Source organism: Streptomyces sp. NPDC058637 (assembly GCF_042717325.1).
Taxonomy (GTDB): domain Bacteria; phylum Actinomycetota; class Actinomycetes; order Streptomycetales; family Streptomycetaceae; genus Streptomyces.
Window position 1 is genome coordinate 63,711 of record NZ_JBHXRD010000001.1, and the last position, 21,273, is coordinate 84,983.

At 72.0% G+C, this 21,273-nt stretch carries 21 protein-coding genes and 2 pseudogenes; 13 read left to right on the top strand and 10 right to left on the bottom strand.

Features of this window, described 5'->3' with window-relative positions; translation table 11 throughout:
- The first annotated feature begins 81 nt into the window (after positions 1 to 81).
- A complete protein-coding gene (locus tag ACFWVP_RS00245) occupies positions 82 to 897 on the top strand; it encodes a site-2 protease family protein (protein WP_384492680.1) in 816 nt (271 codons plus the stop codon).
- A gap of 4 nt (positions 898 to 901) precedes the next feature.
- Here ACFWVP_RS00245 and ACFWVP_RS00250 read toward each other — a convergent pair whose 3' ends face one another.
- Positions 902 to 1,084: a hypothetical protein gene (locus ACFWVP_RS00250; RefSeq protein WP_384492681.1), complete on the bottom strand. Its 183-nt coding sequence runs from the start codon at positions 1,082 to 1,084 to the stop codon at positions 902 to 904.
- Between the two features lie 80 nt (positions 1,085 to 1,164).
- Positions 1,165 to 1,875: an NADPH-dependent F420 reductase gene (npdG, locus tag ACFWVP_RS00255; protein ID WP_384492682.1), complete on the bottom strand. Its 711-nt coding sequence runs from the start codon at positions 1,873 to 1,875 to the stop codon at positions 1,165 to 1,167.
- A gap of 202 nt (positions 1,876 to 2,077) precedes the next feature.
- On the opposite strand from npdG, the gene ACFWVP_RS00260 reads away from it, so the two are divergent.
- Positions 2,078 to 2,680, top strand: coding sequence for a hypothetical protein (locus tag ACFWVP_RS00260; protein WP_384492683.1), 603 nt, complete (start codon positions 2,078 to 2,080; stop codon positions 2,678 to 2,680).
- 89 nt (positions 2,681 to 2,769) lie between these two features.
- On the opposite strand, the gene ACFWVP_RS00265 is transcribed toward ACFWVP_RS00260, so the two are convergent.
- On the bottom strand, positions 2,770 to 2,994 hold the full coding sequence (locus ACFWVP_RS00265) for a hypothetical protein (RefSeq protein ID WP_384492684.1): 225 nt from the start codon (positions 2,992 to 2,994) through the stop codon (positions 2,770 to 2,772).
- A gap of 58 nt (positions 2,995 to 3,052) precedes the next feature.
- On the opposite strand from ACFWVP_RS00265, the gene map reads away from it, so the two are divergent.
- Both map and ACFWVP_RS00275 read left to right on the top strand, forming a co-directional pair.
- Positions 3,053 to 3,910, top strand: coding sequence for a type I methionyl aminopeptidase (map, locus tag ACFWVP_RS00270; protein ID WP_384492685.1), 858 nt, complete (start codon positions 3,053 to 3,055; stop codon positions 3,908 to 3,910).
- Positions 3,911 to 4,093: 183 nt separating this feature from the next.
- The gene (locus ACFWVP_RS00275; RefSeq protein ID WP_384492686.1) at positions 4,094 to 4,765 is read left to right on the top strand and encodes a heme oxygenase (biliverdin-producing); all 672 of its coding nucleotides are present in this window, start codon (positions 4,094 to 4,096) and stop codon (positions 4,763 to 4,765) included.
- Between the two features lie 112 nt (positions 4,766 to 4,877).
- Here ACFWVP_RS00275 and ACFWVP_RS00280 read toward each other — a convergent pair whose 3' ends face one another.
- Positions 4,878 to 5,585: a PhzF family phenazine biosynthesis protein gene (locus ACFWVP_RS00280; protein ID WP_384492687.1), complete on the bottom strand. Its 708-nt coding sequence runs from the start codon at positions 5,583 to 5,585 to the stop codon at positions 4,878 to 4,880.
- A 99-nt stretch (positions 5,586 to 5,684) separates the two neighbouring features.
- On the opposite strand from ACFWVP_RS00280, the pseudogene ACFWVP_RS00285 reads away from it, so the two are divergent.
- Positions 5,685 to 6,084: pseudogene (locus ACFWVP_RS00285) on the top strand (hypothetical protein); the annotation flags it as partial.
- A gap of 110 nt (positions 6,085 to 6,194) precedes the next feature.
- The gene (locus ACFWVP_RS00290; protein WP_384492688.1) at positions 6,195 to 7,193 is read left to right on the top strand and encodes a hypothetical protein; all 999 of its coding nucleotides are present in this window, start codon (positions 6,195 to 6,197) and stop codon (positions 7,191 to 7,193) included.
- A gap of 53 nt (positions 7,194 to 7,246) precedes the next feature.
- Here ACFWVP_RS00290 and ACFWVP_RS00295 read toward each other — a convergent pair whose 3' ends face one another.
- Both ACFWVP_RS00295 and ACFWVP_RS00300 read right to left on the bottom strand, forming a co-directional pair.
- Positions 7,247 to 7,990 (bottom strand): bifunctional DNA primase/polymerase, encoded by a 744-nt coding sequence (locus ACFWVP_RS00295; RefSeq protein WP_384492689.1) that lies wholly within the window; start codon positions 7,988 to 7,990, stop codon positions 7,247 to 7,249.
- A gap of 140 nt (positions 7,991 to 8,130) precedes the next feature.
- Positions 8,131 to 8,778 (bottom strand): TetR/AcrR family transcriptional regulator, encoded by a 648-nt coding sequence (locus ACFWVP_RS00300; protein ID WP_384492690.1) that lies wholly within the window; start codon positions 8,776 to 8,778, stop codon positions 8,131 to 8,133.
- A gap of 183 nt (positions 8,779 to 8,961) precedes the next feature.
- Between ACFWVP_RS00300 and ddaH the strand changes: the two are divergent.
- Positions 8,962 to 9,810: pseudogene (gene ddaH, locus ACFWVP_RS00305) on the top strand (dimethylargininase); the annotation flags it as partial.
- Here ddaH and ACFWVP_RS00310 read toward each other — a convergent pair.
- Positions 9,807 to 10,808 carry a small ribosomal subunit Rsm22 family protein gene (locus tag ACFWVP_RS00310; protein ID WP_384492691.1) on the bottom strand — a complete coding sequence of 334 codons (1,002 nt, stop codon included), beginning with the start codon at positions 10,806 to 10,808 and terminating at the stop codon, positions 9,807 to 9,809. The pseudogene ddaH and the gene ACFWVP_RS00310 overlap by 4 nt on opposite strands.
- Positions 10,809 to 11,107: 299 nt before the next feature.
- Between ACFWVP_RS00310 and ACFWVP_RS00315 the strand changes: the two genes are divergently transcribed.
- Complete coding sequence (locus tag ACFWVP_RS00315) at positions 11,108 to 12,418, top strand: hypothetical protein (RefSeq protein WP_384492692.1); 1,311 nt, start codon at positions 11,108 to 11,110, stop codon at positions 12,416 to 12,418.
- On the opposite strand, the gene ACFWVP_RS00320 is transcribed toward ACFWVP_RS00315, so the two are convergent.
- The gene (locus tag ACFWVP_RS00320) at positions 12,400 to 13,728 is read right to left on the bottom strand and encodes a multidrug effflux MFS transporter (RefSeq protein WP_384493003.1); all 1,329 of its coding nucleotides are present in this window, start codon (positions 13,726 to 13,728) and stop codon (positions 12,400 to 12,402) included. The genes ACFWVP_RS00315 and ACFWVP_RS00320 overlap by 19 nt on opposite strands.
- Positions 13,729 to 13,810: 82 nt before the next feature.
- Between ACFWVP_RS00320 and ACFWVP_RS00325 the strand changes: the two genes are divergently transcribed.
- The gene (locus ACFWVP_RS00325) at positions 13,811 to 14,818 is read left to right on the top strand and encodes a Gfo/Idh/MocA family protein (protein WP_384492693.1); all 1,008 of its coding nucleotides are present in this window, start codon (positions 13,811 to 13,813) and stop codon (positions 14,816 to 14,818) included.
- Between the two features lie 18 nt (positions 14,819 to 14,836).
- On the opposite strand, the gene ACFWVP_RS00330 is transcribed toward ACFWVP_RS00325, so the two are convergent.
- A complete protein-coding gene (locus ACFWVP_RS00330) occupies positions 14,837 to 16,504 on the bottom strand; it encodes an alkaline phosphatase D family protein (protein WP_384492694.1) in 1,668 nt (555 codons plus the stop codon).
- A gap of 142 nt (positions 16,505 to 16,646) precedes the next feature.
- Between ACFWVP_RS00330 and ACFWVP_RS00335 the strand changes: the two genes are divergently transcribed.
- The 3 genes from ACFWVP_RS00335 to ACFWVP_RS00345 all read left to right on the top strand — a co-directional run bounded on the left by ACFWVP_RS00335 (position 16,647) and on the right by ACFWVP_RS00345 (position 19,006).
- Entirely contained in the window at positions 16,647 to 17,396 is a 750-nt protein-coding gene (locus ACFWVP_RS00335; protein WP_384492695.1) for an SDR family oxidoreductase, read from the top strand.
- 146 nt (positions 17,397 to 17,542) lie between these two features.
- On the top strand, positions 17,543 to 18,007 hold the full coding sequence (locus tag ACFWVP_RS00340; RefSeq protein ID WP_384492696.1) for a lamin tail domain-containing protein: 465 nt from the start codon (positions 17,543 to 17,545) through the stop codon (positions 18,005 to 18,007).
- 144 nt (positions 18,008 to 18,151) lie between these two features.
- On the top strand, positions 18,152 to 19,006 hold the full coding sequence (locus tag ACFWVP_RS00345) for a PhzF family phenazine biosynthesis protein (RefSeq protein WP_384492697.1): 855 nt from the start codon (positions 18,152 to 18,154) through the stop codon (positions 19,004 to 19,006).
- A gap of 84 nt (positions 19,007 to 19,090) precedes the next feature.
- Here ACFWVP_RS00345 and ACFWVP_RS00350 read toward each other — a convergent pair whose 3' ends face one another.
- Positions 19,091 to 19,702 carry a TetR/AcrR family transcriptional regulator gene (locus tag ACFWVP_RS00350; RefSeq protein WP_384492698.1) on the bottom strand — a complete coding sequence of 204 codons (612 nt, stop codon included), beginning with the start codon at positions 19,700 to 19,702 and terminating at the stop codon, positions 19,091 to 19,093.
- A gap of 104 nt (positions 19,703 to 19,806) precedes the next feature.
- Here ACFWVP_RS00350 and ACFWVP_RS00355 point away from each other — a divergent pair, with 104 nt between their 5' ends.
- Entirely contained in the window at positions 19,807 to 21,258 is a 1,452-nt protein-coding gene (locus ACFWVP_RS00355; protein ID WP_384492699.1) for an MFS transporter, read from the top strand.
- Positions 21,259 to 21,273: the final 15 nt, after the last annotated feature.

A 21,273-nucleotide genomic window follows, 5' to 3' on the forward strand; every position in this document is an offset into this window, starting at 1 on the left:
CCCGGCCACGAGACGTTCTCGCCGTGCCACCCGTAGTGTTCGGGGCTCGCCGTCCGCCGTCCAGCCACCAGGAGTCCGCCGATGACCACCGCAGTCCGCCGGGGCGACCGGCGGGTCAGTCCGATCTTCCTCGGGATCGTCGCCGTCATGGCCGTCTCCGGCTGGGCGGTGTGGACGGACTTCGCGGAGCAGACCGGATTCGCGGTCTTCCTGTTCGTCACCGCGGCCTGGATCGTCTCGCTCTGCCTCCACGAGTACGCGCACGCGCGCACGGCGCTGCACAGCGGGGACATCTCGATCGGGGCGAAGGGCTATCTCACCCTGAACCCCCTGAAGTACACCCACGCGCTGCTGAGCATCGTGCTGCCCGTGCTGTTCGTGATCATGGGCGGCATCGGCCTGCCGGGCGGTGCGGTCTACATCGAGCGGGGCCGGATCACCGGCCGCTGGAAGCACAGCCTGATCTCGGCGGCGGGCCCTGTGACGAACGTCCTGTTCGCGGTCGTGTGCACGGCGCCGTTCTGGCTGGACGCGCTGGACGGAGTCCCGCTCTCCTTCCGCCTGGCGCTGGCGTTCCTCGCGCTGCTCCAGGTGACGGCCGCGATCCTGAACTCCCTGCCGGTCCCGGGGCTCGACGGCTACGGGGTGATCGAGCCCTGGCTGTCGTACAAGGTCCGGCGCCAGGTGGAGCCGTTCGCGCCGTTCGGGCTGATCGCGGTCTTCGGTCTGCTGTGGATCCCGGAGCTGAACGGGGTCTTCTTCGACGCGGTCGACGCACTGCTGCGGGGGCTGGGCGTCAGCGAGATCGAGACGTACTGCGGGCTCGACACGTACCGCTTCTGGCAGGAGTGGTTCGGCGACCAGGACCCGGGCTGCGCGGTGCCGCAGGGGGCGTGAGCGGTCAGCTCGCGGCTGCCGCTTCCGCCTTGTGCCTGCGGAAGTAGAACCACGTCATGTTCGAGGAGAGACCGACGATCAGCACCCAGACGATCCCGGGGAGGATGCTGCCCTGGACGAAGGAGACCACGGCGGCGGCGACGGCGAGTACGCAGACGGCGAGGGCGTAGAGAGCGAGGCGGGGCATGAGGGCTGGTGCTCCTGTCGGGGGATGGTGCGCGGTCCCCTCCAGTGTCCCTCATGCCCGATTCGGCTCCGGGCACGGGCTCACACGTCGGTGGTGCGCAGCCCCGCGTGTGCCTTGTAGCGGCGGTTGACCGAGATCAGGTTGGCGACGAGCGACTCGACCTGGTGGGCGTTGCGCAGCCGGCCGGCGAAGACGCCCCGCATCCCGGGGACACGGCCCGCGAGTGCCTGCACGATGTCGGTGTCGGCGCGTGCCTCGCCCAGCACCATGACGTCGGTGTCGATCTCGTCGATCGTCGCGTCCTGGAGCAGCACCGCCGAGAGGTGGTGGAAGGCGGCGGTGACCCGGGAGTCCGGGAGCAGTGCGGCGGCCTGCTCCGCGGCGCTGCCCTCCTCGGGCTTCAGGGCGTAGGCGCCCTTCTTGTCGAAGCCGAGCGGGTTGACGCAGTCGACGACGAGCTTCCCGGCGAGTTCCTCGCGCAGCGACTCCAGCGTCCTGGCGTGTCCGTCCCACGGCACCGCGACGATCACGACGTCGCTGCGGCGCGCGCACTCCGCGTTGTCCGTGCCCTCGACCCCGAGGCCCAGTTCGGCGGCGGCGGCCTCGGCCCGGTCGGCGGCGCGGGAGCCGATGACGACCTTCTGCCCGGCGCGGGCGAAGCGGTAGGCGAGACCGCGGCCCTGGGGGCCGGTGCCGCCGAGTACGCCGATGGTCAGCCCGGACACGTCGGGGAGGTCCCAGGGGTCCCGGGCGGGGGGCTTGGCCGCGTTGCCGCTGTCATTCGTAGTCATGGCGCCGACCCTACTGCGAGGTAGGGAAGGGCGCCCTGTCCCTGCGCCGCTCTGCGACATCCGTCACGGCGCTCGCCCGGAGGGTCAGGCCGCGTGCCGGCCCCGCAGGGGGCGGCGGTGTTCGGCCCCGGCATTTCCCGTCCGGGTGGACTGCCGCGTTCCGGCAGTCCTGCGGGGGAGGTCGGGGGCATGATGCGGGGTCATGGATGCTGTGCGTGTCGCGTTGCTGCGTGAGGTGCTGGCCGGGACCGAGTGGCCCGCGGCGGCCCGCCGGTTCGCCCGGACCCTGCGGTCCTCGGTCGTGCCGCGGGGTGGTGGGCTGCTGCTGGTGGGTACCGAGGTGTACGAGCCGTGGCACATGGCGGCGCACCTCGTGGACGAGTCCACCTGGTCCGGGCTGCCGCAGCTGCGCCCCACGCTCGTACGCCACCGGGTCGACCCGGCCGATCCGGTGCACCTGGCCGTGGGCCTGGGCCGGATCGAGGCGGCCGGGCGGGGCGAGACTCTGCTCGTGGTGGCGCCGGAGCGGCCGGACGGCGGCCTGCTGGAGCGGGTGCACGACGCGCGCCGGGCGGGGGCGACGGTGCTGACGCTGGACGGGGGCGACGCGGAGGTGCGGGGGCTCGCCCATGAGGCACTGACGGTGACCGCGGGGGACGAGGTGGACCTGGACACCGTGCAGCACCTGGTCAGCGCGGCGGCGGGGGAGAACGGTACGCCCGCTCCGCGCGGTCGCCGCACGTTCCGGGACCGGTTGTCCCGGCTGGCGGACCAGCTGACGGCACCCCCGCCCGCCCGTTGGTGACGGAGCCCGGGCGGGCGGGGCGGGGTGCGTCTCGGGCGCAGGACCTTCCAGGCGCGGGACCCTGCAGGTGCCGGACCCGGGCCTCGGCCCTAGTCGGGCGTCTCGTCCGTGCGGTCGTGCCACTTCGGGTCGTTCTCCCAGTCGAGGTTCCGCTCACGCGCCGTGTCCATCGCGTGCTGCGCCTCCTCGCGGGAGGTGTACGGACCGAAGCGGTCCTTCGCCGGGCACTCGGGACCTTCCTCGACCTTCTTGTGCTCCAGGCAGTAGTACCATTCGCCCGGTTTGCCGACCGTACGCTTCTTGAACAGGGCCATCGTCGGATCCTTTCCTCTCTGCCATGCTGCCCCGGACACGCTGGTTAGACTCGCTGGCATGTCTGGCCAGTCGCTTCTCGTACCAGGGGAGATCACTCCCGTCCGTTCCGTTCCGGGAAACATCCGGCGCCCCGAGTACGTGGGCAAGCCCGCACCCACGCCGTACACCGGGCCGGAGATCCAGGACTCCGACACCGTGGAGCGCATGCGGATCGCCGGCCGAATCGCCGCGCGGGCGATGGAGGAGGCCGCGAAGCACATCGCCCCGGGCGTCACCACCGACGAACTCGACCGGGTCGCCCACGACTTCATGGTCGACCACGGCGCGTACCCGTCGACCCTCGGCTACCGCGGCTTCCCGAAGTCGCTCTGTTCGTCGCTCAACGAGGTCATCTGCCACGGCATCCCGGACTCCACGGTGCTGCGGGACGGCGACATCGTGAACCTCGACGTCACCGCTTACATCAACGGCGTGCACGGCGACAACAACGCCACCTACCTCTGCGGCGACGTCGACGAGGAGTCGCGGCTGCTCGTGGAGCGCACCCGGGAGTCGCTGAACCGTGCGATCAAGGCCGTCCGTCCGGGCCGGCAGATCAATGTGATCGGGCGGGTCATCGAGTCGTACGCGAAGCGGTTCGGGTACGGCGTGGTGCGGGACTTCACCGGCCACGGCATCAATTCCTCGTTCCACTCCGGGCTCATCGTCCCGCACTACGACAGCCCGCACGCGACGACCGTGATGCAGCCCGGCATGACGTTCACCATCGAGCCGATGCTGACGCTCGGCACCCATGAGTACGACATGTGGGACGACGGCTGGACCGTGGTGACGAAGGACCGCAGGCGGACCGCCCAGTTCGAGCACACACTGGTGGTAACCGAGACCGGGGCGGACATCCTGACCCTCCCCTGACACAGCCCCTCGGCCGGGCCGGACACGGATGTTTACCGACAGCCAGTCGGGAACATATTGACTTAGGTAAGCCTAAGCAGGAGGATCGGCGTATCGGCGCGGCGATGGCGCACACGACTGTCGCTGCCGGTATTTACGCATCTGTCCGGACTTCCCGTCCCCCTCGGCCCCCGGAGGCCCGCCTTGGACGCCAGCGCCACCACCACGCCCACCCCCTTCTCCACGCTCATCCGGACCGCCTCGCACGAGCAGCACACGGAGGCGGAGTCCTCGTCGTTCATGAGCGACATGCTCGGCGGGCGGCTCGGGGTGGACGCGTACACGCGGTACACCGAGCAGCTGTGGTTCGTCTACCGGGCGCTGGAGGACGGCGCGGAGGCCCTGCGCGAGGACCCGGTCGCGGGCCCGTTCATCCAGCCGGAGCTGATGCGCGGCACCGAGCTGGAGCGCGATCTGGCACATCTGCGGGGCGACGGGTGGCAGGACGGCCTGGAGCCGCTGCCGTCGACCGCCGCGTACGCCGAGCGGGTCGCCGAGTGCGCCCGTGACTGGCCGGCGGGTTACATAGCGCACCACTACACCCGTTACCTCGGGGACCTCTCCGGCGGCCAGATCATCCGTGGCACGGCGGAGAAGACCTGGGGCTTCGCCCGCAAGGGCGACGGGGTGCGGTTCTACGTGTTCGAGGAGATCTCCAACCCGGCCGCGTTCAAGCGGGAGTACCGGGAGCTGCTGGACGCGGTGAACGCCGACGACCTGGAGAAGCAGCGCATCATCGACGAGTGCAAGCGCGCGTTCGCGCTGAACACGGCCGTCTTCCGCGAGCTCGGCGAGGTCTTCCCGCTCAGCGCGTGAACCTCGGGGCGGTCCTTCCCCTCAGCACCCTCGGCACCTTCGGCGCGTCCGCACGTGCACTCCGTGCGCCGGCCGGTCGTTCGGGTAGCGGCCGGCGCACGGTCGTCGCCCGTCAGCCCGTGGCCGCCGTGAGGACCCGGCCCCCGAAGCCGCCCTTGGCTGCCAACACGACGCGGCCCCCGATCTCCACCGTGCCGTCCGGCGCGGGTGCGGTGAGGATCTGGGAGCCGTGTCCTTGCCTGATGTTGAGGGCGCGGCCGAGCTCGACGCTCAGCAGCATGGCCGCCGCGCCCGTCGCCTCGTCCTCGTCGATCCCGTCGTCCCTCCGCGGGAAGGCCCGAGCCCGTACACGTCCGGCCGCCTCGTCCTCCCAGGCCCAGACGTAGAGCCAGCCCTCGCCGGGCGGCGGCCCCGTCAGCGCCTCGACCTCGGCGGCCGACCCGTACCGCTCCAGTGCCCTGGGCGGCGCCCACTCGGGGCGGGCCGTGATCCAGGTGAACTCGCCGTCCTGGCGGGCGAACACGTCCCCCACGGTCAGTTCCAGGATCTCCAGGTCGAGCAGCCAGGCCGCGCCGACGAGTGGATGCCCGGCGAACGGCAGCCGCAGACCGGGCGTGCGGATGTCGACGGTCCCGCGCTCCGGGTCGTCCACGAACACCGTCTCGCTGAAGCCGAGTTTCCGGGCGAGCGCCTGCCGGGACTCGTTGTCGGGGTACCTGCGCCCGTCGCGTACGACGCCGAGCGCGTTGCCGTGCCGGCCGTCGGGGCCGCAGAACACACGCAGTACGTCGATGCCGTCGGGTACGTCGAAGTCGTTCACCTGGGCATTCAAGCACCGTGCGGGGATCCGTGACGCCGCAGGGCCCGTGCCGTCCGGATCAGCCGGTGCGGCGGCGCGCCGCGATCACGACGCCCGCGCCCGCCACGACGCGGCGAGGTGCGCGCCGACGGACGTCCGGCCTCCGCGTGGTCCGCGTCCGAACCCGCCCGGCGCCGGGCCGTGCTGCCACAGTCCGCCGGCCTGCCCTGCCCTTCCCGTTCCCGGTCGAGGACGTCGTACGGCGGGGCGGGCGCCCTGGGCGGGAACGGCCCGGGAGGACGGGGACGACGCCGCCGTCGTCGCGGCGACGGCCACGACGGAGGTGGCGGACTTCGCCGCCCGCCCGTTCTCCGCGCTGTCGGGCGGCGAGCGGGCCCGGGTCGCGGTGGCCGGCCCGCCCGCCGGGGTGTTCACCGGGGCGCTGCTCGGCGAGGTGTACCGGCAGCCGGTGGAGGTGTTCCCGCACCCGCGGACCGGGGGGCCGGTCCGGACGCCGTGAGGTCACGGTGTGGGCGCTGTATCTCATCCCCGCACTCGCGCTGTTCCTCGCCCCGGTAGGGTTCGGACGGTCAGTGCGGACGATGGATCAGAAGGCGCAGAAGGCAACGGATGAGAAGGCTGGGTCGACTGGCGACGGGGCTCGCGACGGCGACGGTGCTGAGCGTGACGGCGAGCGGTTGCGTGACGGTGCACGGCGAACTGGAAGTCGTGCCGGGCGCGACGAGGTCCGAGGCGGCACAGGCCCTCGACGACTTCACGGTCGCCTACAACAAGGCGGACGAGGCGTACGATCCGGCGCTGGACGCGGACCGGGTGACGGGTTCGCTCGGCGCGATCAACCAGGCCGGCCTGACGGCACGCCAGAAGAACAATCCGGACGGCAACCCGGCGCACAAGCCGCTGGAGCTGTCCGACGCCTCGTACACCATCCCCGAGAAGGCGGGCTGGCCGCGCTGGTTCGTCGCGGACACCGACTCCAACCGCGACGAGGACGGCGGGAAGCTGGACACCCGCTGGCTGCTGGTCTTCGTCCGCGCGGAGGCGGACGCCCCGTGGAAGGCCGCCTATCTGGCGGTCGTCACCCCGTCCCAGGTGCCGAAGTTCCGCAAGGACGCCGACGGCTGGGCGCAGCCGGTGCCCGCCGGGGACACGGACACGGCCCTGGCGACGAGCCCGGCGGAGCTGAGTACGGCGTACACGGACTTCCTCAAGGACGGGACCCCGGACGTCTTCGCCCCGGGTGCGACGACCACGGGCTGGCGGGACGCGCGCAAGAACACCCGGCGGGCGGGCTTCTCTTTCCAGTACGTCGACCAGGCGCTGGACAGCGGGACGTTCGCGCCCCTGGGCCTGACGACGGAGGACGGCGGGGCGCTGGTCTTCTTCAGCAGCAGGCACTTCGAGCGGCAGACCGCGGCGAAGGGCCTCCGGCCGGAGGTCACGGCGGACGTGCGGGCCCTGCTGACCGGCGAGGTGACGACCACCCTCACCAAGGAGCGGGTCTCCAGCCAGCTGGTGTACGTGCCGAAGCGGGGGGCCGGGGACGCGGCCGGCAAGGTGCGCGTCCTGAACAGGCTGCCCGGGCTGATCGCGGCACAGGGCTCCTGACCGCGGCCGGGCACCACCACCCCCGTCGGGCCACCGCCCGTCGGGGGCTCTCCTCAGCGGCTGAGCGGCCAGGCCACCGCGTCGTGGTCGAGATCGCTCTCGTCGGCCGTGTCCGCGTACTGCGCACAGGCGTCGGTGAGCGTCTCCAGGAGGTTCAGCGGATCGGGCAGCGGATGCTCCGGGCCCCGGATCCAGTGCACGTCCAGCTCACCGGGGAGCCGGGCGGGCGGCAGCAGGACGTAGCTCCCGCGGCAGTGCCAGCGCAGCCCGGGGTGCTCGTCCATGGTCTCGGGGTGGCAGTCCAGCTCGCAGGGCCACCACTCGTCCTCGTCCTCGGGGGTGCCGCGGGTGGCGGTGAAGAAGAGGATCCGGTCGCTGCCGGACTGGGCCACGGGGCCGACGTCGACGCCCGCTTCGAGGAGGCGTTCCATGGCGGCGAGGCCGGCCGGGAGGGGGACGTCGAGGACGTCGTGGATCATGCCCGTCGCGGTGATGAAGTTGGCCAGCGGCTGTCCGGCGGCCCAGCGCTCGATCTGGTCGCTGTCGGTCGTGGACTGCGTCTGCCAGGCGAACGAGACGGGGTGCCGGGCGGGGGTGGGGCAGCCGACGCGATCGCACGAACATCGGTATCCGGACGGGTGCGCGGCGGGTGAGATCGGCATTCCCGCCTCGGCGACGGCCAGGAGCAGCGCCAGCCGGGCCGCGTCGTCGGCTTCCGGCTGTGGTTTCGGCCGCCGGCGCAGCCACTGGGAAATCCTGCCCTCTGTGCCGCGATAGCGGCCGGAATCGGCGCCCATCTATCCCCTCACCTCAGCGGTTACCTGTCCATGGTCCCACCATCCTGCTCCTCGGGTGGCCAGAGTTGCCAAGCGGGTGTCCGGGTGGCCACACAGAGGCGAGCACACCCGTACGGAACGTCACGGCGGAGGGGCCCCGGTCAGGGCCTGGGCGACAGCCCTCCGAGGGCGTAGTCGACGATCGTGTCCGCGTACGCGTGGGTGAGCGGAAGGGTTCTCAGCAGCCAGCGGTGGGTGAGCGGGGCGATCAGCAGCTCCAGCGCGACGCGCGGATCGACGTCCGCGCGCAGGTCTCCCGCCTCCTGCGCCGCACGCAGACGTGTGACATACAACTGCATCGACGGATCGAGCAGCCTCTCGACGAACTGGGCCCCGAGGACCGGGTCGACGATGCCTTCGGCGGCGAGCGCACGGGTGGGTGCCTCGGTGACGGGGTCGTTCAGTTCGTCCACGGTGGCCCTCAGGACCGACTTGAGGTCCGCCGCCAGGTCGCCGGTGTCCGGGATCCCGTGCCCGCCGCCGCCCTCCCCCGCGTCGCCCTCCCCCGCGCCGGCGGCCTCCTCGGCCTGCCGGGCCGCCAGGTCGAGGAACGCCTCCATGAGCACGGCGGCCTTCGAGGGCCACCAGCGGTAGATCGTCTGCTTGCCGACGCCGGCGCGGGCGGCGATACCCTCGATCGTCGTCCGCGCGTATCCCGTCTCGCCGACGAGGGCGAGGGCCGCGTCGTAGATCGCGCGGCGGGAGCGGTCGCTGCGGCGGCTGGAGTCCGGGGTTCTGTGGGATGACATCCACCCAATCTACAGCTCACGGTCCGAAACGTATCGTCTTGTGGCCCTTGTGGAGTCCGGTCGGCGTCCCCCGGACGTCACTCCTGTGAACCACCCGATCGGATCACTGCGCATCGGCCCCGAGCGGCGCACCATGAGTGCACGCACAGACCGTGCGCGTCCCACCGTTCCGCAGCTCCGGCTGCCGTTCGTGAGGAGCCTGCATTGACTCGTGACGCCACCCCTCGTCGCTACCTGATGTGCGCCCCGGCCCACTTCGAGGTCACGTACTCCATCAACCCGTGGATGGACCCCTCTAAACCCGTGGACCTGCCCCTGGCCAACACCCAGTGGGAGGACCTGCGCGACCGCTACCGCTCGCTCGGCCACACCGTCGAGCTGCTCACCCCCCGCCCCGACCTGCCGGACATGGTGTTCGCCGCGAACGGCGCCACCGTGGTCGACGGCCGTGTGCTCGGCGCCCTGTTCGCCTACCGGGAGCGGTACGCGGAGGCCGAGGCGCACCGGGAGTGGTTCCGGGCCGACGGCTGGACCGACATCCATGAGCCGGACCACGTCAACGAGGGCGAGGGCGACTTCGCCGTCACCGCCTCGTACCTCCTGGCCGGGCGCGGCTTCCGGTCCAGTCCGCTGTCCCACGGCGAGGCCCAGGAGTTCTTCGGACGGCCGGTGATCGGCCTCGATCTGGTGGATCCGCGCTACTACCACCTGGACACGGCGCTGTGCGTCCTGGACGACGCGGCCGACGAGATCATGTACTACCCGGGGGCGTTCTCGCCGGGCAGCCGGGCCGTACTGGCACGCCTCTTCCCGGACGCGCTCGTCGCCGAGGAGGCGGACGCCGTGGCGCTGGGCCTCAACGCGGTCAGCGACGGGCGCCATGTGCTGCTCCCGCAGGCCGCCGTGGGGCTGCTGGATCCGTTGCGGGACCGGGGCTTCGAACCGGTCCCGATGGATCTGGGCGAGCTGCTCAAGGGCGGCGGCAGCGTGAAGTGCTGCACCCAGGAGCTGCGGCCCCGGACGGTTCCCTAGAGGTCCGGCTCGGCGTGGGGCGGCCAGGCGTCGCCCCACGCGGTGTCCCTGGCGGCGCGGTACAGCTCGCCGTGCCGCTTGGTGACCGTGGCGCGCCGCAGGCCCTCGTCCCGGGTGCAGAGCTCCAGCAGCACCTGGCCCTTGCGGATCTGGGGCCTGCGGGTGACCCGTTCGCGTACGGGCACGGTGGGGAAGCGGGTCGCCGCGACGTAGCTGAACTTCTCGTCCTCGTGGCTCAGCGAGCCGCCCTTGACCTGGCGGTGCAGGGACGAGCGGCTGACCCGTGCCGAGAAGTGGCACCAGTCCTTGCCCGGTTCGATGGGGCAGGCTCCGCTGTGCGGGCAGGGTGCGGCGACGGTCAGCCCGGCGGCGACGAGCCGGTCGCGGGCCTCGATGACGCGGGCGTAACCGTCGGGGGTGCCCGGCTCGACGACGACCACGGCCTGGGCGGCGGCAGCGGCGGTGTCCACCAGGGTGGTCCGGTCCGCGGGCGTGAGCTCCTTGAGTACGTACGAGACGGTCACCAAGTCCGTGGGCGCCAGCTCCAGTGCCGAGCCGATCCGGGCCCGCTGCCAGGTGGCGTCGCGCAGCCCGGGGATACCGGAGGCCGCGGCCAGCTCGCGGCCGAGCGCGAGGGCGGGCTCGGCCCAGTCCAGGACGGTGGTCCGCGGCCCGTCCCACTGCCCCGCGACGGCCCAGCTCGCCGCGCCCGTACCGCCCCCGACGTCGGTGTGCGTGGCCGGCTCCCACTCCGGTGCGGCGTCGCGCAGGGCGGCGAGGCAGGCACGTACGGCCTCGAAGGTCGCGGGCATCCGGTACGCGGCGTACGCGGCGACGTCCGAGCGGTCCCGCAGGACCGGCGCGTCGGTGGGGGTGGTCCCGCGGTAGCTGGCGATGAGCCGGTCGACGGCCTGCGCGGCCTTGGTGGGCGGCAGCCCGTCGAGCAGCGCGGCCAGTGCCGCGCGCAGGGCTTCCGCGGTGGGGAGGGTGGCGTTCACCGCCGAATTGTAGGCGCAGCCGGCCTGCCTCCCGCAGCCCGGTGGTCCGGGCTCCCGCAGCCCGGTGGTCCGGGCTCCCGCGGCCCGGTGACCCCACCCTCCGGGGCCCGGCGGTCCGGCCTGGCGCGGCCCGGTCTCCGGCCCGCCGCGAGCCGGTGTCCGTCCCTCCGCGGCCCGGTGGTCCGGCACGGAACGGCTGCGGAACCGAACTCCTCTTCGCCACAGGCCTGTTGCTATGCTGACCGGCGCCCGGCCGGGACCGGCGGGAATTGCTCGGGGACTTGTTCATCGGGGGGACCATGAGACAGCGGATCGTGCGCCTCACTCTGGTCGGCGGGGTGCTCTTCCTGGCGCTTCTGCTCCTGCTGGCGACCTGTGGAAGCGAGGGCGGCGAGGACGACGGCAAGCAGCGAAAGCCGGCCGCGTCCGCGAAGAACCCGGGCCCGGCGACACGGCTGACCGTTCCCTCCACGTACACCACGTCCCGTGGCTGGGAGGTCGTGGGGGCCGGACCCGACTACGCGGTCTCCCATCCGGCCGCCCGGCTCGCCTATCTGGTCCGGGAACCCGAGCAGCGCTACCGGCTGCGGACCGTCGATCTGGAGACCGGCCGCGACGGCTGGAGCGGTGAGGCATGGCGCCCGCCGGACCCGCTGCGCTTCCCGAAGCTGCTCACCATGGCCCAGGGGGACCGGCAGTTCTTCGTGACCTGGGCGTTCGGGAAGATCGGTGACGGCCCCGCGCCCCTCGAGACGTTCGTCTCCCTCGACGTGTACGACGCCATGAACGGCGAACGTCTCCGGGTCGAGGTGCCGTGGTCCGGTGCGCCGACGATCACGGCGACCGGCCCCGGCATCGTGATCAGCGACGGCCGGGCGAACAGCGCGGTGGTGGACCCGGTCACCGGAAAGGTCTCCGAGGTCGCCGCCTCGGCGGTGAGGTATCCGAAGGGCTGCACGACCTGCAAGCGGCTCACCGAGGTGCGCGGGCAGACCACACAGGGGCTGCTGCTGAGCGGGTCACGCGAATTCTGGGTGCGGGACGGCTGGTTCAGCCGGAAGGTGGCGCCCAAGGGCTCCGATCCCCGCTCCGGGGTACCGACGTCCGTGACCTCCGGCCTGGTCCTGGCCAAGTGGCAGCTCGCCAAGGGTGCGAAGCGGGCCGCGACCCACGAGCTGTGGACGGTGCACGAAGCGGGGAAGGGCAGAGCCGTCGTCTCGGTGGAGTGCCACCGGCCGGCCATAGCGCCGGGGCGGCCTCCGCAGGCCCTCGTCTCACCCTCGGGCAGATATCTGGTGGCGGGGAACCTGGCCTTCGACCTGGAGGCGAAGAAGGGGTTCTGCTTCGAGGACAAGGCCGGGGCGCCGCTGTTGACACTCGCCTCGGTCACGGACGACGGCACGGCGTACGGTGCGCGGAACGCCCGCGACGCGGCCGACGCCTTGGAGGGCGGCGGCATCCCGGTCGTCATGAACTTCACGACCTGGGGCTTCGACCCGCTGTCACCGAACGAGCGGCTGCCGGACGTGGAGTCGTCCGGCACCGGCGTGTTCCGCTGGACGGACCGCAAGGACCGTCTGCATCTGCTGGGCTACCCGCGCACCGGCTGATCCGACGACCTGGTTTTGTTCCGCCACGGCCTGCACAGCACCAGGAAGCAGGCCACGGCGGACAGGGCGCAGACGACCTGTACGACGGCCATGGGTACGGCCGTGTCCTCCCCCGCGATCCCGACGAGCGGTGAGGCGATGGCGCCGATGAGGAACGACGACGTGCCGAGCAGGGCGGAGGCGGATCCGGCGGCGTGCCTCGTCCGCATCAGGGCCTGGGTGTTGGTGTTCGGCATGGCCAGGCCCATGGCCGACATGAGCACGAACAGTCCGACGGCGACGGGCAGGAGGCCGACCTCGCCGAAGACCCCGGAGGTCATCAGCAGCAGGGCGACGGCCGCGAGGGAGATGACCGCGAGGCCGAAGCCGAGTGCCTTGTCCAGGCTGACCCGGCCGACGAGGATCTTGCCGTTGATCTGGCCGACGGCGATCAGGCCGATCGAGTTGACGCCGAAGAGCAGGCTGAAGGTCTGCGGCGAGGCCCCGTAGATCTCCTGCACGACGAACGGTGACGCGGCCACGTAGGCGAAGAGTGCGGCGAAGGCGAGGCTGCCCGCGACCATGTAGCCGGTGAACACCCGGTCGGCCAGCAGTCCGCGCATGGTGCGCAGCGCGTCGCCGACCCCGCCGGTGTGCCGGTCCGCCTCGGGCAGTGTCTCGTGCAGCCACTTCCAGACGACGAGGGTGAGCAGGACACCGACGACGGTGAGGACGGCGAAGATGCCGCGCCAGTCGGTGAACCGGAGGACCTGTCCGCCGATCACGGGCGCGATGACGGGGGCGACTCCCGAGATGAGCATCAGGGTGGAGAAGAACCTGGCCATCTCGTCGCCGTCGTAGAGGTCACGCACGACGGCCCGGGAGATGACGATGCCGGCCGCGCCGGCCAGGCCCTGCAGGAGGCGGAATCCGATGAGGAGTTCCGCGGAGGGGGCGAAGGCGCAGATCGCGGTGGCGGCCACGTAGACGATCATGCCGAGGAGCAGGGGCTTGCGCCGGCCCCATCGGTCGCTCATGGGCCCCACGACGAGCTGGCCGAGCGCCATGCCGGTGAGGCAGGCGGTCAGGGTGAGCTGGACGGTCGAGGCCGGGGCGTGCAGCGAGTCGGTGACCGCGGGGAGCGCCGGGAGGTACATGTCCATGGACAGCGGCGGCAGGGCGGTGAGTCCGCCGAGGACCAGCGTGACCAGGAGCCCGACACGCCGGGCCGCGGCAACGGCGGCGGTGCCGGGAAGAGTCGGTGGGTGGGTGTGGACTATGTGCTCTTCGTGTCGTTCCTGCTGGGCCCGGCTCACGCCGCTGTCCGGCATCATCGTCTCCGCTTCGTTGAATCCGCATCTATGCTCTCAGGTCAGTCGTAGTGGTCGATACCTTTTCTGTGAGGCGGGCGGCATGAGCGGGACTGTGCGTTGGGGTGTTCTGGCGACGGGCGGCATAGCCGCGACGTTCACCGCGGACCTCCTGGCGATGAAGGACTCCGGGGCCGAGGTCGTGGCGGTGGCCTCCCGCTCGGAGGCGTCCGCGAAGGTGTTCGCCGACCGGTTCGGAATCGAGCGGGCGTACGGCAGCTGGGCGGAGCTCGTCGCGGACGACGACGTCGATGTCGTGTACGTGGCCACGCCGCACTCGGCGCACCGGGAGGCGGCCGGGCTGGCGCTGGAGGCCGGGAAGCACGTGCTGTGCGAGAAGGCGTTCACGCTCAACGCGCGCGAGGCACGGGAGCTGGTGGCCCTGGCCCGGGAGCACGGGGTGTTCCTGATGGAGGCCATGTGGACGTACTGCAATCCGCTGATCCGCCGGATGACGGAGCTCGTGCGGGACGGTGCGATCGGCGAGATCCGCACGGTGCAGGCCGACTTCGGTTTTCTGGGCACGTTCGGCGCCGAGCACCGGCTGCGCGACCCCGCCCTGGGCGGCGGCGCGCTGCTGGACCTCGGGGTCTATCCGGTGGCGTTCGCGCAGTTGCTGCTGGGTGAGCCGGACCGGGTGCAGGCGGACGCGTTGCTGTCCCCGGAGGGCGTCGACCTCAACACCGGGATGCTGCTGGGCTGGGAGTCGGGGGCCACGGCGCTGCTGAACTGCTCGATCGTCGGGGATCTGCCCACCACCGCTTCGGTCACCGGCACGGCCGGGCGGATCGACTTCCCGCAGGGCTTCTTCCATCCGGAGCGCTTCATCCTGCACCGGACCGGCCGGGAGCCCGAGGAGATCACCACGGGCCCGGGCCCGCAGGGCCTTTCGGGCATGCAGTACGAGGCGGCCGAGGTGATGCGTGCGGTGCGCGCGGGTGAGACGGAGTCCCCGCTGGTGCCGCTGGACGGTTCGCTCGCCGTGATGCGGACGCTCGACGCGGTACGTGACCGTGTCGGCGTCCGCTATCCGGCGGACGGCCTCGCCTGACCGTCCGGCCGTACGGCGTCACGCGGGGGTGAGCCCCTGGTTCCCCGCCTCGGTGACGAAGGACGCGGCGGTGGTGACGGGCGCACCGGGTGTGGTGACGGCCGGCAGCGTACGGAAGTCGGCGCGCGCCTGCTCCGTGCCGAGGGTGACGAGGGCGTAGCCGCGGCGGCCGTTGTAGAACTTCATGTGCGGGTTCGCCCGGGTCTGGTTGGTCCAGCTGGCCGGCTTATCGGCACCGTCCTTGCCGCTGGAGATCGAGGTGGCGACGATCTCCGTGCCGACGGTCCGGGAGGCCGGGTCGTCGAAGTCCTTCTTCAGGTCGAAGCCGTAGCCGACGTGCACGTCACCGGTCAGCACCATCAGGTTGTCGACCCCGGCGGCCTCGGCCCCGGCCAGGATCCGCTGCCGGGAGGCCGGGTAGCCGTCCCACGAGTCCATGGACAGCTTGAAGGCGTCGGTCGGTACGTCGCGTCGCCGGGCGAAGGTGACCTGCTGGGGTACGACGTTCCAGAGGGCGCCCGAGTTCTTCCAGCCGTCGAGGAGCCAGCGCTCCTGCGTGGCCCCCGTCATGGTGCGCGACGGGTCCTCGGACTCCGGTCCGGGGACCTTCCACCCGTCGCCGTACGCCTGGTTGCTGCGGTACTGGCGGGTGTCGAGGATGTCGAACTGGGCGAGCCGGCCGAACCGCAGGCGGCGGTAGAGCCGCATGTCGGGGCCGGTGGGGCGCTGCGGGGTGCGCAGCGGCTGGTTCTCCCAGTACGCGCGGTAGGCGGCGGCCCTGCGCAGCAGGAACTCCTCCGGCGGGACGCTGTTCTCCGGGATGCCGCCCGCGTAGTTGTTCTCGGTCTCGTGGTCGTCCCAGGTGACGACGAAGGGGTGCGCGGCGTGGGCGGCGCGCAGGTCGGGGTCGGACTTGTAGAGGCCGTACCGCATCCGGTAGTCCTCCAGCGTCGCCGTCTCGCGGTTGTAGTGGTCCGGCAGGACGCGGTCGGTGTAGTTGCGGGCGCCTCCGGTGGCGGTGACCGCGTACTCGTAGAGGTAGTCGCCGAGGTGGAAGACCACGTCGACGTCCTCGGCGGCGAGGTGCCGGTAGGCGGTGAAGTAGCCGTCGTGGTAGGCCTGGCAGGAGACGGCGGCCAGGGTCAGCGAGCTGGTGCGGGCGCCGCGGGCGGGGGCGGTGCGGGTGCGGCCCGCGGGGCTGGTCCAGTTGCCCGCGCGGAAGCGGTAGTAGAACGTACGGCCGGATTCGAGGCCCTTGACGTCGGCGCGGACGCTGTGGCCGAACTCCGGGTGGGCGGTGACCGATCCGCGTCGGACGACACGCGTGAAGCGCTCGTCGCGGGCGATCTCCCAGCGGACCTGGACCCGGGTGGCGGGCAGTCCGCCGTCGGCCTGGTAGGGGCGGGGGGCGAGTCTCGTCCACAGGAGGACGGAGTCGGGCAGCGGGTCGCCGGAGGCCACACCGAGGGTGAAGGGGTCCTCGGTGATCTTCCGGGCGTCGAGCTCGGTGGCGCCCGCGACTCCCGCGGTGGGGAGGTTGACGGCGAAGGCCAGCGCGGCGGCGGCCCCGGTGACGGTGAGGAACCTGCGGCGGTCCACGCCCGCGCCGAGCTGCCGGGCGGCCGCCCGCAGCTCCGCGGAATGCCCCTGCCGACCGGACGTACTGCTCATCTGTACGGCTGCCATATGCCCCTCCGGTGCCGGATGTTGTCAGAGGCATTGGAGTGCGGGGCGACGACGTTCCGTTGGCGGGTACACAACATCCTTATGGCGGTGCGATGAGATCCGGATGCCGCCCGCCGCCAAACCTGCCGTACGCTGCCGGGCCATGAACGCTGAGCGGAGAATCGCTGTCGTCACGGGTGCGGGATCGGGCATCGGCAGGGCTGTCGCCCTCACCCTCGCGGGTGCGGGCTGGACGGTGGTGCTGGCGGGGCGGCGGGCGGCCACCCTGGAGGAGACCGCCGCGGCGGCGGCGGGCCGGACGGTGTGCGTACCCACCGATGTGAGCGACCCGGACGGGGTGGCGGCCCTCTTCGCCTCCGTACGGGACCGTTTCGGTCATCTCGGGCTGCTCTTCAACAACGCGGGGACGTTCGGGCGCCCGGCGCCGGTCGAGGACATCGCGTACGAGGACTGGCGGGCGGTGGTGGACGTCAATCTGACGGGGGCGTTCCTGTGCGCGCAGGCGGCGTTCCGGCTGATGAAGGAGCAGGACCCGCAGGGCGGCCGGATCATCAACAACGGTTCGGTCTCCGCCCACGCGCCACGCCCGCACTCGATCGCGTACACGGCGACGAAGCACGCCGTCACGGGCCTGACGAAGTCGCTGTCGCTGGACGGGCGTCCGTACCGGATCGCCTGCGGGCAGATCGACATCGGCAACGCGGCGACCGACATGACGGAGCGGATGCGGACGGGGACCCTCCAGGCCAACGGTGAGGTGGCGGTCGAGCCGGTGATGGCGGCGGCCGACGTGGCCCGGACGGTCCTGCACATGGCGGATCTGCCGCTGGAGGCGAATGTGCAGTTCGCGACGGTGCTGGCGACGGCGATGCCGTACGTGGGTCGAGGCTGACGGATTCACTTCATCCTCGCCCGCAACTGACCCTTGAATGACAGATTTTGCACGCTTTCGTCGATTTCACCTTCTGGGACTGGGCAAGCGCGTGCTGCCCGTATGCTGCTGACCTTCACCTGACGCACACAGGAGGACCACACCGCATGCGCATACGCACCGCCGCGCCCCTCGCCCTGGCCGCCGCCACCGCTCTGGCCGGCTCACTCCTCGCCTCGGCCCCGGCATCGGCGGCCTCCCACCAGAGCGGGCTGCACCTCGGCAAGATCCAGTACGACAGCCCCGGCAAGGACACCCGGACGAACACGTCCCTCAACGCCGAGTACGTGGACATCCACAACAACGGCACGTCCAAGCTGCAGCTCAAGGGCTACAAGCTGAAGGACGACACCGGCTACACGTACACCTTCGGCAGCTTCACCGTCGCGGCCGGCAAGACGGTGCGGGTGCACACCGGCAAGGGCAAGAACACCGCGTCGCACGTGTACTGGAACCGCGGTTCGTACGTGTGGAACAACACCGGCGACAAGGCGCGGCTGTACAAGGCGACGGGCACGCTCCGGGACTCCTGCTCCTGGACGAAGGGCACCGGCGTCAAGGTCTGCCACTGACCACGGCGAACGGGCCGGCGCGGGCCGGGGGGCCGCGGCTCGGTTCGGGGGGGGCCCGGGGGGGACCGCCCCCCGGCCCACCCCCGGAAGTCTTCCCCGGCCCAGCCGGGGAATGCCCGCGACGGCGCCCGGGTTGACGTGCGCATGAGTCGACTGCCCGGTACCGAGGTCCTCCGCTACACCGCCTTCTCCGCCGACCCAGACGGCGGCAACCCCGCCGGGGTCGTCCTGGACGCCACCGGGCTGGACGACGCGGCGATGCTCGCCGTCGCCGCCGGGCTGGGCTACAGCGAGTCGGCCTTCCTCACCGCGCGGGACGGCCGGGGCGGGTACACGATCCGCTACTTCAGCCCCAAGGCCGAGGTCCCGTTCTGCGGCCACGCGACGGTCGCGACGGCCATCGCCCTCGCCGAACGCGACGGTCCCGGCGACCTGGTGTTCACCACCCGCGCGGGCGAGGTCCCGGTCACCGTCGTCCAGGAGGGCGGCGAGCTCCGCGCGACCCTCACCAGTGTCGAACCGCACGTCACGGACATCGCGCCGGACGACCTCGCGGAGGCCCTGGCCGCGCTGGACTGGCAGGCCACCGACCTCGATCCCGCGCTGCCGCCCCGCATCGCCTACGCGGGCGCCCGCCACCTGGTGCTGGCCGCCGCGACCCGGGAGCGACTGGCGGACCTGGACTACGACTTCGCCCGCCTGGAGGCGCTGATGCACCTCCTGGACCTGACCACGCTCCAGTTGGTGCGGCGCGAGTCGGAGACCGTCTTCCACGTCCGCGACCCGTTCCCGGTCGGCGGAGTGGTCGAGGATCCCGCAACGGGCGCGGCGGCCGCGGCCTTCGGCGCGTACGCGCGCGAGCGCGGCATCGTCCGGGACGACGCGGTCCTGACCCTGTACCAGGGGGCGGACATGGGCCGCCCCGGCACCCTCACGGTGGAACTGCGCCCGGACGACACCCGGATCAGGGTGAGCGGCACGGGTACCCGAATCGGCTGACCGGCGCGAGGGGCATCCCCCTCGTCACGCGCACCCACCCCACGAGCACCCACATCCGTGGGCCCCGCGACCCCCGGCACCCCCTCAGCCCACGTACACGCCCGCCCGTGCCGCCGCGGCCGCCGCGTCCGCCGCGCGGTCGGCGGCGGCTTCGTCGAGTGGGTCGCCGCTGGCCAGCAGGCGGTAGTAGAGGGGGGCCGAGACGGCCCTGATCACCTCGCCCGCGTCGGTGCCCGCGGGCAGTTCGCCACGGTCGACCGCCGCGTCGACACAGCCCGCCCACTCCGCGATGCGCACCGCGTAGAAGCGGTGCAGCGCCTCGGCCGTACGGGGGTCACAGGTGGCCGCGGCGATCACCGCGGCGAAGAGAGGACCCTGTCGCGGGTCGGTCAGGGTCCGCACGACCAGCCGGGCGTTGGCCCGCAGGTCCTCGTCCAGGGAACCCGTGTCCGTACGCGGTACGGACTGCTCCGCCATGTCCGTGAGCAGGTCGGCGACCAGACCGCCCGTGCCGGCCCAGCGCCGGTAGACCGTCGTCTTGCCGACCTCGGCGCGGCGCGCCACATCGGCGAGGTCGAGCCCGTCGAATCCGTGCTCGACCAGCGCGTCACCGGCCGCCCGCAGGACGGATTCGCGTACCCGGGCCGTGCGACCACCGGGCCGGACCATGCCCGGCTCCGCTCCCTCGATATCCATAACGGGTCTCCAGTTCCATTAATCGACTCAATCCTGCTACGGTGACTCCACCCTAACGGAACCACGGACCCGTTAGCGCCTTCACCTTCAGGAAAGGGCCCACCATGTCCACGTCCCGCACGGCGCCCCCGGCCGCTCCCCCGGCCCCGGTCTCTCCCCTCCCGCGCATGACCGGACGGCAGAAGCTCGTCCTCGTACTCCTCCTCGGCGCACAGTTCATGATCGCCGTGGACTTCTCCATCCTGAACGTCGCGTTGCCCGCCGTCGGCGAGGGGCTCGGCTTCTCCCTCTCGCACCTCCAGTGGATCGCCACCTCCTTCGCGCTGGCCGCCGCGGGATTCACGCTGCTGTTCGGCCGCATCGCCGATCTCGTCGGCCGCAAGCGCCTGTTCATCGGCGGCATGGTCGTACTCGGGCTTTCCTCGGTGCTCGGCGGCCTCGCCACCTCCCCCGAGGTGCTGCTCACCGCGCGGGTGCTGCAGGGCCTGGCCACCGCGGCCGTCACCCCGGCCGGTCTCGCGCTGCTCACCACGGCGTTCAAGGAGGGCCCGCTGCGCGAACGCGCCCTCGGCCTCAACGGCGCCCTGATGTCGGCCGGTTTCACCGCCGGGGCGATCCTCGGCGGGCTGCTGACCGATCTGCTCTCCTGGCGCTGGGCCTTCTTCGTCAACGTCCCCGTCGCCGCACTCGTCGTGGCCCTCGCCCCGTCCGTGATCGCCGACTCCCGGCCCGCCGCCCGCCCGAAGCTCGACGTGCCGGGCGCGGCGACCGTCACCGGCGGTCTGCTGCTCCTCGTGTTCGGGCTGACGCAGGCCGGCGAGTCCGGCTGGCTGGCGCCCACGACCCTGGCCGCGCTGCTCGCGGGCGGGGCCCTCCTCGTCGCCTTCTGGTTCGTCGAGAAGCGAGCGGCGGCCCCCCTGATCCCGGTGCACATCCTGAAGCGGCGCAGCGTCATCTGGGGCAACGCCACCGGACTGATCGCCTTCGTCACCGAGACCTCCCTGGTCTTCCTGCTCACGCTCTACCTCCAGGAGGTCCTGGGCTACTCGCCGCTCGCCACCGGCCTCGCCTTCGGTGTCCTGGGGGTCGGGACCGTCATCGGCGGCATGCTCGGCGGCCGTGCGGTGGGCCGCTTCGGGAACCGGCGCACGATCGTCCTGGGCGGTGTCGTCCAGGCCGCCGCCACCCTCTCGCTGGTGGCGCTCGGTACGTCCGGCGGCTGGATCCAGCTCCTGCTGGCCGCGACCTTCGTCGGTGGCGTCGGCAACATGCTGATGATCGTGGGCTTCATGGTCACCGCCACCTCGGGGCTCCCCGACGAGGAGCAGGGCCTGGCCACCGGGCTCGCCACGATGACGCAGCAGGTCGGCATCACGATGGGCATCCCGGTGATGAGCGCGGTCGTCACCGCGCGGATGGGCACGGCGACCGGTCCCGACGCGGTGCTGTCCGGCGTCTCGGCCGCGGTCCTCGTCAACTCGGCACTCGTGCTGGCCGGTGCCCTGCTCGCGGGAGCCTTCCTCGGCCGGCCCGGCCGACGGACCTCCGCCGGGTGAGTCGGGCCCGGTTCC